This is a genomic window from Maricaulis sp., from assembly GCF_015665295.1.
Classification (GTDB): domain Bacteria; phylum Pseudomonadota; class Alphaproteobacteria; order Caulobacterales; family Maricaulaceae; genus Maricaulis.
Window position 1 is genome coordinate 75,458 of the sequence record NZ_JADFAJ010000025.1, and the last position, 13,210, is coordinate 88,667.

Genomic DNA, 13,210 nt, shown 5'->3' on the forward strand with positions numbered 1-13,210 from the left:
GTAGGAATTACGGAGCCGCTTCGACGTGGTCGATATTTTTGAAGAAGTCGACGAAGAACTTCGCCGGGACAAGTATCAGGATTTGTTGCGTCAATGGGGGCCTTGGGTCCTCGGTGCCGCAGTGGCGGTCATCCTCGGTACGGTCGCCTGGCAAGGATTCGACGCCTGGCAGACGCGCAATCGTGAAACGTCGTCCGACGCCTTCATCGCAGCGATGAATGATGTCGAGGCGGGCCGGCTTGATGCGGCCGCGGCGGCGCTCGACTCGGTGGTCGCGGAAGGCACGCCGGGTTATGCCGCCCTGGCCCTCATGCAGCGCGGCAATCTGGCGCTCGAGCAAGGTGACGCAGCTGCGGCCGCGGGCTTCTTTGATGAGGTTGCAGCGCGGGCCTCCGATCCGCTGCTGCGTGACATGGCCGAAATCCGTTCGGTCTGGGCGTCCTGGGACAGCCTGTCCTATTCCGATATCGACCTGCGCCTGAATGTGCTGATCGGAGGGGATTCGCCCTTCCGTCACCTGGCCCGCGAAACGATCGCGGCGGCGGCCTTGCGGGCCGGCGAGATCGAGCGGGCGCGGACGCAATACCAGTTCCTCGCTTTCGCGAGCGACGCACCGAGCGGCGTTCAGCGTCGTGCCCAGGAAGCCCTTGCGCTTGTCGCCCAGCACAATTCGCTGGTCGGCGAGGCGGACGACGGGGCCGCGTCGGCGGCAGCGCCCGACGCCGGAGCCGATGGCGAGACTGCCGGGCAAGAGACTGAAGAAACCAATGATGCCGGGGATGCAGGCGATGATTGATGTAAAGCGTATCCGCACCCTTCTGGGTGTGGCCCTCATTGCCCCGCTGGCTGCCTGCTCGTCCATTCCCAACCCGTTGGACATCATTCCAGGGCGTGGCAATGACGACGATAATGCGCGCCTCAACGGGGACGCGCCGACCGATGGTCGTGTTTCCATCCTGAATTTCGAGCAGGGCCTGCGACTGGACGAAAACGGCGAGCGCGCCGCGGTCGACCTGCCCACAGCCTACGTCAACACGGTCTGGCCGCAGCCCGGTGGCTACCCGACCAATGCCGTCCAGCACACCCAGGCCTCCGGTCCGCTGGCGATTGCCTGGCGTGAGGGCTTCGGCGCTGGGTCGGACAATGATCATCGTCTCAATGCCCGTCCGGTCGTGGCGGATGGCAAAATCTTTGCGATCGACGCGCGCGGCGAAGTCGTGGCGATGGATGCCGAAACCGGCGGTATGCTGTGGAGCCACCGGATCGAAGCCACACACCGCTATGACCGCATGTCCTTTGGCGGTGGCATCGCCTTTGACGGCGGCCGCATCTACGTCCATTCGGGTCTCAATTTCTTCATCGCGCTGGACGCGCAGAGCGGCAGCGAGATCTGGCGTTCGGAAACGCTGGTGCCTTTCCATGGCGCCCCGACGGTCGCCGATGGCCGCATTTTCGTCTCCAGTGACGACAATGAGCTTCTGGCACTCGACACCACGACCGGACAGGTCCTGTGGACCTATCAGGGCATCGTCGAGTCGGCCCGCCTCCTGACCGCGCCGAGCCCCGCTGTTCTGGGCGACATTGTCGTGGCGCCCTTTGCGTCCGGCGAGCTGATCGCGCTGCGGGTGCAGAACGGCAATCCGATCTGGCAGGACAGCCTGACCCGGTCCGGTGGCCTGACCGCCATGTCCGAGATCAATGATGTCGCCGGCAGCCCGGTTGTGGTCGATAACACCGTCTATGCGATGAGCCATTCCGGACTGCTCGCGGCGATCTCGCTGCGTACCGGCGAACGCCTGTGGAGCCAGCCGGCCGGTGGCCTGCACGCGCCATGGGTGGCAGGGGATTTCCTCTTTGTCACCACGAGCGAAGCCGAGATCGTCTGCATCAATCGCCACGACGGCGAGGTCTACTGGATCACCCAGTTGTCGCTGTTCGAAAACGCCCGCGAGCGCAAGAACCGCCTCGCCTGGACCGGCCCCACCATGGCCGGTGGCCGGCTCGTTGTTGCCTCCAGCCGCGGCGACATGGTGGTGCTCGATGCCTTCAACGGCACCATCCTTTCCGAGCGCGAATTGCCCGGTGATGTGTTCGTGCCCCCTGTCATTGCCAATGAAACCGTATATGTCGTCACCGATGATGCGCGGATGATCGCGCTCCGCTAGGCGCAAATGCATGACTGCTTACCTGCCCCGCATTGCCGTCGTTGGACGGCCCAATGTGGGAAAATCGACCTTGTTCAATCGCTTGGCTGGAAAACCGCTGGCCATTGTCGACGACCGGCCGGGTGTCACCCGGGACCGGCGTGAGGCGCGTGGGCGTCTGGGCGATCTGCCGCTCCTGCTGATCGACACGGCCGGTTATGATGATGCCGAGAAAGACGGTCTGGATGCGGAGATGCGCACGCAGACCGAAATGGCCATCCATGATGCCGATCTCTGCCTGCTTCTGATCGATGCCCGGGCCGGTGTCACGCCGCTCGATATCGTCTTTGCCGACGTCATCCGCAAATCCGGCAAGCCGGTCCTCCTGCTTGCCAACAAGTGCGAAGGCAAGGCCGGTGAAGACGGTTTGATGGATGCCTTCCAGCTGGGTCTCGGCGAGCCGATTGCCTTCTCGGCGGCGCATGGCGCGGGGATTGGTGATCTCTATGATGCAGTCTTCACCGCGCTGGGTCCGATGGCCAAGGCGGCCCGCCGGATCAAGAAGGATGAGGGCGAGCCGCCATTGCGGATTGCCGTGATCGGCCGACCCAATGCCGGCAAGTCGACCCTGATCAACACGCTGATCGGCGAGGAGCGCCTGATCACCGGCCCCGAGGCCGGGATCACCCGCGACGCCATTTCCGTCGACTGGGTCTGGGACGGGCGCCGTGTGCGCCTGCACGACACCGCCGGCCTGCGCAAGCGCGGCAAGGTCGCCGATCGGCTTGAGCGGATGAGCGCGGCCGACACGCTGCGTGCCGTGAAGTTCGCCGAAGTCGTGCTCTTGCTGATGGATTCCGATCACCCGCTTGAAAAGCAGGACCTCCACCTGGCCGACATGGCCTACAAGGAGGGCCGGGCGGTCGCGATCTGTGTGTCCAAGATGGACCTCGTGCCCAATCGCGAAGCCTATCTCAAGGAAATCCGGCTCGAGTTTGAACGCCTCTTGCCACAAATGACCGGTGCACCGGTGCTGCCGATCTCGGCCCTGAAGAAAAAGGGTCTCGATGCGATCATGCCGACCCTGGCCAAGCTGCACGAGAACTGGGACGCCAAGGTCAAGACGCGCGATCTCAATGACTGGCTGCACGAGATGACCGAGCGTCATCCGCCGCCGGCCGTCAATGGCCGCCGCATCAAGCCGCGCTACATCACCCAGACCAAGGGGCGCCCGCCGACCTTCGTGATGATGTGTTCGCGCGCCTCGGACCTGCCGGAAAGCTACAAGCGCTATCTGGTCAATGGTCTGCGCGAGGCCTTTGAGCTGCCCGGCGTGCCGATCCGCCTGATCGTCAAGGCGGGCAAGAACCCCTATGTCGATGGCGATCGCGGCGGCAGCGTCGCGGCCGACAAGTCCGGCAAGCCGGCCCGGCCCAACCGTCCGGTCAAGCCGCCCAAGGGCCAGCACCAGGCCAAGGGCAAGGCGGCCGGTCGCAAGCCCTGACGACCGGTTCGGACACCCGGTGACTAGCCTTCAAACTTGACGATCTCGCCATGCCGCTTGCAGTCCGGGCCGACCAGTTCGGCGATCGTCGGCCACAGCGCGGCCGGTTCCGGCAGGTCATTCGGATTCTCGCCCGGAAAGGCCTTGGCGCGCATCTGCGTGCGCAGGGCACCGGGATAAACCGTATTGATGCGGATATCCGGATTGTTGACGTGCTCATTGGCCCAGCTCTCGACGAGCGCGTCGAGGGCGGCCTTGGAGGCCGCATAGGGGCCCCAGAAAGCGCGGCGGGACGCAGCGGCACCCGAGGAGATGAAAACGGCGCGGCCGGCGTCAGAGGCCAGCAGAAGCGGCTCGAAGGCGCGGATCATGCGGGCCGGGGCCATCAGATTGACGCCGATCACCTCGTGCCAGGTCTTGGACTTTACCTGGGCCGCCGGGGTCAGCACCCCGAGAGCACCGGCGCACGCCACCAGGATGTCCAGCTTTTCCCAGCGCTCCGAGACGATTCCGGCGAGCTTTTCGATCCCGTCCTGGCTCATCAGGTCAAGTGGCACCAGGGTGCAGCTCCCGCCGGCTTCCGTAATCGCGTCGTCCAGCTCTTCCAGGCCACCGGTCGTACGGGCCGTCGCGATGACATGGGCGCCGGCCTTGGCCAGTTCGAGTGCCATGGCGCGGCCAATACCACGCGATGCCCCGCTCACCAGAGCGAGGCGGCCTTGAAGATCAATCTGGGTCATGCGTCCACCAGGAAGGAGAGCTGGAATTCCTTGGCCGAGAGATCACGGTCGTGATCGGCCAGGAGGGTCGGGTATTCACCCGTGAAATAATGGTCAGCCAGTTGCGGCGCGGTTTCGTCGCGCGGCGCGCCGATCACGGCCTGGTAGAGACCGTTGACGGTGAGGAAGCCGAGGCTGTCGGCCTCGAGTCTGGCGGCCATTTCGTCGACCGACATGTTGGCGGCGATCAGCTCGTCGTGACCGGCCATGTCGATGCCGTAGAAGTCGGGGTGCTTGATCGGCGGGCAGGCCGAGCGGAAATGGACTTCCGAGGCGCCGGCTTCGCGCATCATGCGCACAATTTTCAGCGAGGTGGTGCCGCGGACGATGGAATCGTCGATCAGCAGGACACGCTTTCCCCGTACCACGGCGGCATTTGCAGCATGCTTGCGACGCACGGAGAGATCGCGCCTGTCCTGGGTCGGCTGGATGAAGGTCCGTCCGACGAAGTGCGAGCGAATGATGCCCAGCTCGAAAGGAATTCCCGACGCTTCGGAAAACCCGATCGCGGCCGGCACGCCACTGTCGGGCACCGGTATGATGACATCGACATCGGCCGGGGTTTCCAGCGCCAGCTGACGTCCCATTTCCTTGCGCGCTTCATAGACGCTGCGGCCACCGATGACCGAGTCGGGACGGGCGAAATAGATGTACTCGAAGGCGCAGATCTGGGCTGGACGGGCCGGGGCGAACCGTTCCGAGCGCAGGCCGCTTTCGTTAACCACAACGGCTTCACCCGGCTCGATCTCGCGTACGAATGTGGCGCCGACCATGTCGAGGGCGCAGGTTTCCGAGGCGAAGATATAGGCTTCACCGAGGCGGCCCATGACCAGCGGGCGGATGCCATAGGGGTCTCGCGCCACGATCAGGCGGTCATTGACAACGGCGACGAAGGCGAAGGCGCCCTGGACCTGTTTCAGGGCCGAAAGCACGCGATTGGTCAGCTTGTTCTTTTTTGACAGGGCCGCGAGGTGAAGCACGACCTCACTGTCCGACGTCGACTGGAAGATCTGGCCATGATTGACCAATTCCTCGCGCAGCACGCGGGCATTGGTCAGATTGCCGTTATGGGCAAGGGCGATGCCGCCGCCGCGAACATCGGCGAACAGGGGCTGCACATTGCGCAGCACGGAGGCGCCCTGGGTCGAATAGCGGGCATGGCCGATCGCCACCCGGCCGGGCAGGCGCTGCGGCATGTCGGGCGAGGTGAAGTTCTCGCCGACAAGACCAAGATAGCGTTCAATATGGAAACGCGACCCGTCATGGGTCGCGATACCGCAAGCTTCCTGTCCCCGATGCTGAAGCGCATGGAGGCCGAGCGCGGTCAGGATGGCAGCGTCGTCGGCGCCATATACGGCGAAAACACCGCATTCTTCCTGGGGGCGATCACTCTCCGGATCGTAGGTCAGCGTGGCGGGAATGGCGCTGTGGTCGCTCATCCATCGTCTTCCTGGTCATCCGTGGTCGAACCGATGAGGTCATCTAGTCGGTTTCGGTCGCGTCTGCCATAGGACGTGTCATTATTTCTTATTGTTTCTGCAATCGGATCGTCGCGCCCGCCCGGCAGCGGCGCCGTCGAGCCGATACGGGAGCTCTCGGGCGCCAGTGTCTGCAGGGCCCGGGCGGTGGCGTTTACCAGCGGGTAGATCCGCGCCTGGGTGATCGTTGCCGGCGGTCGGCCATTCTCACCGAAGGTCGCGGCCACGAAGATCACGCCGAGGCCGAGCAGGACGAGGCCGCGCACCAGGCCGAAGGCAAAGCCCAGGGTCCGGTCAACGACATTGACGTCCTCGCCCTTGGCGAGGCCGCGTGACAGCGAGCTCGTGACGAAGGTGACCGCCAGATAAATGATGATGAAGACGATACCGCCGACTGCCAGGGGGGCGAGCCAGTCGGGATCAATCATGTCCTGCGCCGGGCCGATAAAGGCCGGCAGCGCCCACAGGGTCGCCAGCGATGCGGCCACGAAAGCGGTGACCGACAGGGCTTCGCGCACGAAACCGCGGACCAGCGCCAAAAGGCCCGAGGCCATCAGGATGGTCAGACCAATCCCGTCAAAGGCGGTCAGTGAAGAATCCATCGGCGCGACACTCCGTAACTATTCGCCCGCCATTGCCCGCAGAGTCTGCACCAATTCGAGCGCCGTGGCCACGCCATCGACCCGTACCGGGGCGGTCTCGTCGGCAGCAGCCTGGGGGGCGATGGCCCGCGTGAAGCCGAGTTTGGCAGCTTCCTTGAGGCGCGAATCACTGCGTCCGACCGGACGAACATCGCCGGAAAGACTGATTTCTCCGTAAACAACGCCGTCAGCCGGCAGGGCCACGTCGAGAGCCGAGGACACAATCGCAGCGGCGACGGCGAGATCGGCAGCCGGTTCGGTGATCTTCAGCCCGCCGGCGACGTTGAGGAAGATGTCGCGGCCGGCCAGTTCGACACCGCAGCGCGCTTCCAGCACGGCCAGCACCATGGCGAGGCGGCCACTGTCCCAGCCGACCACGGCCCGGCGCGGCGTCCCGAAGGCGGCGGGGGCTACCAGGGCCTGGATTTCCGACAGGACGGGCCGTGTGCCCTCCATGCCGGCGAACACGGCGGCACCCGGCGTGTCGCCGCCGCGGCCGTCCAGAAAGAGGGAGGAGGGATTGAGGACTTCCGACAGCCCCTTGTCACCCATCTCGAAGACGCCGATCTCGTCGGTCGGTCCGAAGCGGTTTTTCACGGCGCGCAGGATGCGGAACTGGTGCGAGCGTTCGCCTTCGAAATAGAGCACGGCATCGACCATGTGCTCGACCACCCGCGGTCCGGCGATCTGGCCATCCTTGGTGACATGGCCGACCAGGATGACCGTGCAATTGCTTTTCTTGGCAAAACGGACGAGCTCCTGGGCGCAGGCGCGGACCTGGGCGACGGTGCCGGGCGCCGCTGCCAGCTGGTCCGACCAGACCGTCTGGATCGAGTCGATGACGACGATGTCCGGCTTTTCCACCTTCAACCCGTCGAGAATGTCGTTGAGAGCCGTTTCCGACGCCAGTGATACCGGTGCGTCCGCCAATCCGAGGCGCCTGGCGCGGCGGCGGACCTGGTCGATTGCTTCTTCGCCGGAGACATAGATGGCGCGGGCCTCGCTTCGGGCAATCTGGGCCATCATCTGCAGGAGGAGGGTAGACTTGCCAATACCCGGATCCCCGCCAACCAGGATGGCAGAGCCGGGTACCAGACCGCCGCCGCAGACCCGGTCGAGCTCGCTGATGCCCGATTGCAGCCGGTCAGGCTCGGGGCTTTCCGAACCCAGGTCGACGAGGTTGAGGCGGGCCGCCCGGCCACGCCGCTTGGCGGCCGTCGCCTGGGTGCCGAGCGGCGCGGACGGGGTTTCCTCGACCAATGTGTTCCACTGGCCGCAGGCATCGCAGCGCCCGGCCCATTTCGGCTGCACGCCGCCGCAGGACTGGCAGATATAGGTGGTTTCGGCGCGCGCCATGACGAATCAACTCCCTTGCTCGCAGGCATTGAAACCTGCAGGGGTGACAGAACAAGTCCTGGCCAGCGTGGCCAGGGCAGCGGGAATTCAGCGCTTGTAGACGCGGTCGAAGCGGATGCCGAGCCGGACAAGGAACTCATAGGAGATGGTGCCGGCGGCATCGGCGATCTCGTCGAGATGCGCGCCGAGGAAGCTGACCGGCATGCCCGGCTCCAGCGGTGTGTCGACGGCGCTGAGATCGACCGCGATCAGATCCATCGAGACCCGGCCGAGAATGGGCGTTCGCACCGAACCGACATAGCCGGCCCCCCCCCGGGCACTGGCCCAGAGCAGGCCGTCGGCATAGCCCGCTGCGACCGTCGCGATGCGGACCGGTCTGTCGGCAGTCCAGGTCGCGCCATAGCCCAGCGTGTCGCCGGGCTCGAGCTCGCGGATCTGCAGGATTGGCGCGTCAACGCGAACGGCCGGCTCAAACGGCGCGGGATGGCCGGGCGCCGGGTTGCCGCCATAGAGCGCGAGTCCCGGACGCAGCACGTCGAAATGCCAGGCCTCGCCCAAAAGCACGCCGGCGGAATTGGCGAGGCTGGCCGGGATGTCCGGGAAGGCGGACCGGATGGCCGAGAAGCGCTTCAGCTGCGTCGCGTTGAGCGGATGCTCGGGGGCATCGCCGCATGCGAGATGGCTCATGATCTGGCGCACATCCAGGCCGGCCAGAAGCTCACGGCGCGCGAGCAGGTATTCGGTTTCCGGCCGGCCGAGACCGAGCCGGTTCATGCCGGTATCCAGGTGCAGGGCGCAGGGCAGGTCGGGCGCCGTGGCGCGCAGGCTCGCAAGCTGGTCGATCGTATTGACGACCGGGATCAGTCCGTGTGCCCGCAGGGTCGGCAGTTCGGAGGGCCAGTAGCCGTTGAACACGTAGATTGCGGCGTCACGCCCGGCGAGCGCCTGCCGGGCCTCGACGGCTTCAGCCGTGTGGGCCGTGTAGAAATGCCGGCAACCGGCTTCGGCCAGGGCCGGCACGACCTCGGTCGCGCCCATGGCATAGGCATTGGCCTTTACCACGGCGCCGACCTCGGCAGTCGGGGCCAGAGCTTGCAGCCGGGCGTAATTTCTCTGGATGGCGGCGAGGTCGATGATCAGGCGCGGAGCCGGACGGGCCAGCCCGTCGGGCGCGGCAGGATCAGGACGAGGTGTCGTCAAAGCGCGTTTCCAGATCCGTGAACTTGGTCCGAGCGCCGTCGAACGCCATTTTCGCCGTACCGATCGCACCATGACGCTGCTTGCCGATGATCACTTCGGCGAGCTTTTCGATGCGGCGGAATTCCTCTTCCCACGCCAGATATTCCGGCGTGTCCTCGCGCGGTTTCTCGCGTTCCTTGTAGTAGGCCTCACGATACACGAAGAGCACCACGTCGGCATCCTGCTCGATCGAGCCGGATTCGCGAAGGTCGGACAGCTGCGGCTTCTTGTCTTCCCGGTTCTCCACCTGGCGCGAGAGCTGCGACAGGGCGATCACGGGCACGGATAATTCCTTGGCCAGCGCCTTGAGGTTCTGCGTGACTTCGGAGACCTCTTCCACGCGGCTGCCGCCGGACCGGTTCTTCGACGAGGTCACCAGCTGCAGGTAGTCGACCACGATCAGGTCGAGCCCGTGGGTGCGTTTCAGGCGGCGCGCGCGGGCGGCGAGGGCGGAGATGGGCAGACCACCGGTGTCGTCGATATAGAGCGGCAGGCCCTGGATCTCGAGGCAGGCGTCGCGGATTTCCTCGTACTGGGTCGCGTCGATCGTGCCCTGACGGATCATGTAGCCGGGGATGCCGGTATAATCGGCGATCAGACGCGTCGCGAGCTGTTCGGCCGACATTTCCAGCGAATAGAAGCCGACCACGCCTCCATTGGTGGTCTTCTTGGTGCCGTCCGGCTGGATCTCGAACTGGTAGTTCCGGGCCACATCGAAGGCGATATTGGTCGCCAGGGCGGTCTTGCCCATCGAGGGGCGGCCGGCGAGGATGATGAGGTCGGACGGGTGCATGCCGCCGAGCTTCTCGTCGAGCGATTTCAGGCCCGAGGAGATACCTGACAGGCCGCCATCGCGCTCATAGGCCGCCGCTGCAGTCTCAACCGATTCTGCGAGCGCCTGCTTGAACGAGACGAAGCCGCGCGAGGCCGAGCCTTCCTCAGCGAGATTGTAGAGTTGCTGCTCGATTTCCTGGATCAGCTCGCGGGCCTGGACCTCGACATCGGCGCTGGCCGCATTGGCCAGGTCATTGCCGATCCGGATCAGCTCGCGGCGCAGCGCCAGTTCGTAGATGATGCGGGCATATTCGACGGCTGCATTGCCGGTCGCAGCGCCTTCCATGAGGACAGCGAGATAGGTCGTGCCGCCAATGTCCCGGAGGCCGTCATCCCGATCGAACTGTGTCTTCAGCACGACCGCATCCGCCAGCGATCCGCGGCCGATCAGGTCGGTCGCCGTCTCGAAGATGCGGCCATGGACCGGGTCATAGAAGTGTTCCGCCTTCAGCCAGTCGGCGACCCGGTGGAACATCTCGTTGTCATAGAGAAGCGCCCCCAGGAAGGCCTGTTCGGCGTCAAGATTGTGCGGCGCCGAGTCGAGCGTCTCGGTCTGCGTGTCATCATCGTATGGCATCAGGGCGGTGGTCATGGCTCTGGGATACAGAAGCTGGCCCGCCGATACACCCCCTTGAGGCGCCTGTGCTGCGATTGCCCACAGCTCATTGGCCTGCCTGTGGAGGAGTGTGGAAAAGTCGCGACCCGGGATGCAAACAAGAACGGGCCGGTCAGCTGACCGGCCCGTTCCTGCAAAAGCAATGAAGTGGCAGGCGCTTACGCGTCCGTCTCTTCGCTTTCTTCTTCGCCGGCACCGGCATCTTCGCCCGCTTCGCGCTGGGCAGCCAGTTCCTGGCCTTCCTCGCTGGCTTCGAAGAGTTCCGCCGCCTGGGCTTCCGCGATGGCGCGATCTTCATCGGCCTGGGCCGCGATCACGTCTTCGCCAGCTTCCTGGCGTTCAGCCTCGTCCTGCGAGCGTGCGATGTTGATCGTCACGGTCACGGAGACGTCGGCGTGCAGCTTGATCTTCAGCTCGTGCAGACCCAGCGTCTTGATCGGGGCATTCAGGGCGACCTGCGAACGGACGACCTTGGTGCCGCTTTCGGACACGATCTCGGCGATGTCACGCGAGGAGACAGAACCGTAGAGCTGACCGCTCTCGCCAGCCTGACGGATCATGACGAAGCTTTCGCCATCGATCGTCTTGCCGGATTCAGCAGCTTCCGCAGCCCGTTCGGCATTGCGCTTTTCGAGGAGCTCACGCTCGACTTCAAAGCGCGCCATGTTGGCTTCGGTTGCGCGCAGTGCCTTGCCTTGCGGCAGAAGGAAATTGCGGGCGAAGCCGGGGCGTACGGAAACGACGTCACCAATGACGCCGAGATTTTCAACGCGTTCCAAGAGAACCAGTTTCATTGTCAGTTCTCCTTAATCGACCACATAGGGGAGCAGGGCCAGCTGGCGGGCGCGCTTGATCGCACGGGCCAGTTCACGCTGCTTCTTGGCCGACACCGCGGTGATGCGGGACGGGACGATCTTGCCACGCTCGGACATGTAGCGAAGCAGGAGCTTGGGGTCCTTGAAATCGATCGCCGGTGCATTTTCACCGGAGAACGGGCAGACCTTGCGACGACGCATGAACGGACGGCGCGCCGGCAGATTCGAGATATTGCCTGAAGACATCGTACGTTCTCCTAGTTCCGCTCGCGACGACCGCGGCGATCATCCTTTTTGGTGAGGATGGCCGACGGCTCTTCGGTGTGGGCTTCAACGCGCAGGGTCATGTAGCGGATGACGTCTTCCGACAGACGCTGCAGGCGCTCGAGCTCGTCGATGACGGCGGCTTCGGCGTCGATATCGATGAGGCCGTAATGGCCCTTGCGGGATTTGTTGATGCGGTAAGCAAGATTGCGCAGACCCCAGTATTCGGTCTTGCCGGCCTTGCCGCCCTTTTCTTCGATCAGGGCTTTGGTCTCTTCGAGAAGAGATTCCATCTGCGCCGGAGAAACGTCCGGGCGCACGATGAAGATGTGCTCGTAAAGTGCCATGAAGGCTCCCTTCGATAACGGTTGCGGCGCACGCCATGCCGAAGGGTCGGGCAGGTGTGCGGCGGCTCTCCAATCCGGTTGAAACACCATGCTTCAACGCCATGAACGGGAGACCGCAACCAAGCGAAGCGCGGGCCATAGCCCATGCGGCCTGCATGTGCAAGCCGCATCGCCTCTTGCGCGCTGCCCTCGGGAAGGGCTAGTCAGCGGCCAACTCAAATCTTCATGGGGGAGGGATCGCCATGAAACTCGCCTTTGTCTTTCCGGGGCAAGGAAGCCAGGCCGTCGGCATGGCGCAGGAACTGGCCGGACAGTTTGCCTCGGCTCGCGCTGTGCTTGACGAGGTCGATGCGGCGCTGGGCCAGAATCTCAGCGGGCTGATGGCCGAGGGGCCGATCGAGACCCTGACCCTGACCGAGAATGCCCAGCCGGCCCTGATGGCCGCCAGCCTTGCCGTCATGGCCGTGCTCGACGCCGAGTTTGACGTAAGGGTCAATGTCGCGGATTTCGTCGCCGGTCACAGTCTTGGCGAGTATTCGGCGCTGGCCGCGGCCGGTGCCCTGTCGATCACCGACGCTGCCAGACTGCTCAAGCTGCGTGGTCTGGCCATGCAGAAGGCCGTTCCGGTCGGCGAGGGTACGATGGCGGCGCTTTTGGGGGCCGACGAAGACCTCGCAGCCGCCGCGGTTGCGGCCGGCGCTGAGGCGGGTGTCTGCGCGATTGCCAATGACAATGCGCCCGGCCAGATCGTGATCTCCGGCTCCACCGCCGCGATTGATGCCGCCATCGCCAAGGCGGCCGAGCTGGGTCTCAAGAAGGCGATGAAGCTGCCGGTCTCCGCGCCTTTCCATTGCCCGATGATGCAGGCCGCTGCCGATGCCATGGCCGAAGCGCTGGCTTCGGCAACCATCAATGCGCCGACTGTCCCGCTGGTCGCCAATGTGACGGCGCGCCCGACCTCTGACGTCGAAACCATCCGCAAACAGCTGGTCGAGCAGGTCACCGGCCGGGTCCGCTGGCGCGAGAGCGTGTTGTGGATGGTCGAGGAGGCCGGCATCACCACGCTCGCCGAAGCCGGCTCTGGCAAGGTGCTATCCACCATGCTCAAGCGCACAACCAAGGATGCCGCCGGCGTCCCGCTCAATTCGGCCTCCGATCTGGAAGCCCTTGCTGCCTCACTGAAGGAGTAGTCC

At 64.7% G+C, this 13,210-nt stretch carries 13 protein-coding genes; 4 read left to right on the top strand and 9 right to left on the bottom strand.

The window, feature by feature from the left end; genetic code table 11:
* Nucleotides 1–25 precede the first annotated feature (25 nt).
* From QZZ02_RS11825 to der, 3 genes are read left to right on the top strand one after another with little or no spacing between them, the layout of a single operon-like run.
* The gene (locus QZZ02_RS11825) at nt 26–796 is read left to right on the top strand and encodes a tetratricopeptide repeat protein (RefSeq protein ID WP_291844691.1); all 771 of its coding nucleotides are present in this window, start codon (nt 26–28) and stop codon (nt 794–796) included.
* The gene (locus QZZ02_RS11830) at nt 789–2,165 is read left to right on the top strand and encodes a PQQ-binding-like beta-propeller repeat protein (RefSeq protein WP_291844692.1); all 1,377 of its coding nucleotides are present in this window, start codon (nt 789–791) and stop codon (nt 2,163–2,165) included. The genes QZZ02_RS11825 and QZZ02_RS11830 overlap by 8 nt, the downstream gene beginning before the upstream one ends.
* A gap of 10 nt (nt 2,166–2,175) precedes the next feature.
* Nucleotides 2,176–3,648 (top strand): ribosome biogenesis GTPase Der, encoded by a 1,473-nt coding sequence (gene der, locus QZZ02_RS11835; RefSeq protein WP_291844693.1) that lies wholly within the window; start codon nt 2,176–2,178, stop codon nt 3,646–3,648.
* A gap of 23 nt (nt 3,649–3,671) precedes the next feature.
* Here the strand turns inward: der and QZZ02_RS11840 are convergent, their stop codons facing one another.
* The 9 genes from QZZ02_RS11840 to rpsF all read right to left on the bottom strand — a co-directional run bounded on the left by QZZ02_RS11840 (nt 3,672) and on the right by rpsF (nt 12,017).
* Nucleotides 3,672–4,388, bottom strand: a complete 717-nt coding sequence (locus tag QZZ02_RS11840; RefSeq protein ID WP_291844695.1) for an SDR family NAD(P)-dependent oxidoreductase — start codon at nt 4,386–4,388, stop codon at nt 3,672–3,674.
* On the bottom strand, nt 4,385–5,866 hold the full coding sequence (purF, locus tag QZZ02_RS11845; protein ID WP_291844696.1) for an amidophosphoribosyltransferase: 1,482 nt from the start codon (nt 5,864–5,866) through the stop codon (nt 4,385–4,387). Before purF ends, QZZ02_RS11840 begins: the two co-directional genes overlap by 4 nt.
* On the bottom strand, nt 5,863–6,507 hold the full coding sequence (locus QZZ02_RS11850) for a CvpA family protein (RefSeq protein WP_291844698.1): 645 nt from the start codon (nt 6,505–6,507) through the stop codon (nt 5,863–5,865). Before QZZ02_RS11850 ends, purF begins: the two co-directional genes overlap by 4 nt.
* An 18-nt stretch (nt 6,508–6,525) precedes the next feature.
* Nucleotides 6,526–7,902, bottom strand: coding sequence for a DNA repair protein RadA (gene radA / locus QZZ02_RS11855; protein WP_291844700.1), 1,377 nt, complete (start codon nt 7,900–7,902; stop codon nt 6,526–6,528).
* Between the two features lie 87 nt (nt 7,903–7,989).
* A complete protein-coding gene (gene alr, locus QZZ02_RS11860) occupies nt 7,990–9,102 on the bottom strand; it encodes an alanine racemase (RefSeq protein ID WP_291844701.1) in 1,113 nt (370 codons plus the stop codon).
* A complete protein-coding gene (locus QZZ02_RS11865) occupies nt 9,083–10,567 on the bottom strand; it encodes a replicative DNA helicase (RefSeq protein ID WP_291844702.1) in 1,485 nt (494 codons plus the stop codon). Before QZZ02_RS11865 ends, alr begins: the two co-directional genes overlap by 20 nt.
* A gap of 182 nt (nt 10,568–10,749) precedes the next feature.
* Complete coding sequence (rplI, locus tag QZZ02_RS11870; RefSeq protein WP_291844703.1) at nt 10,750–11,385, bottom strand: 50S ribosomal protein L9; 636 nt, start codon at nt 11,383–11,385, stop codon at nt 10,750–10,752.
* A 12-nt stretch (nt 11,386–11,397) separates the two neighbouring features.
* Nucleotides 11,398–11,652 (bottom strand): 30S ribosomal protein S18, encoded by a 255-nt coding sequence (gene rpsR / locus QZZ02_RS11875; RefSeq protein ID WP_011643151.1) that lies wholly within the window; start codon nt 11,650–11,652, stop codon nt 11,398–11,400.
* 11 nt (nt 11,653–11,663) lie between these two features.
* The gene (gene rpsF, locus QZZ02_RS11880; RefSeq protein ID WP_291844704.1) at nt 11,664–12,017 is read right to left on the bottom strand and encodes a 30S ribosomal protein S6; all 354 of its coding nucleotides are present in this window, start codon (nt 12,015–12,017) and stop codon (nt 11,664–11,666) included.
* Nucleotides 12,018–12,259: 242 nt separating this feature from the next.
* Here rpsF and fabD point away from each other — a divergent pair, with 242 nt between their 5' ends.
* Nucleotides 12,260–13,207: an ACP S-malonyltransferase gene (fabD, locus tag QZZ02_RS11885; protein ID WP_291844705.1), complete on the top strand. Its 948-nt coding sequence runs from the start codon at nt 12,260–12,262 to the stop codon at nt 13,205–13,207.
* Nucleotides 13,208–13,210: the final 3 nt, after the last annotated feature.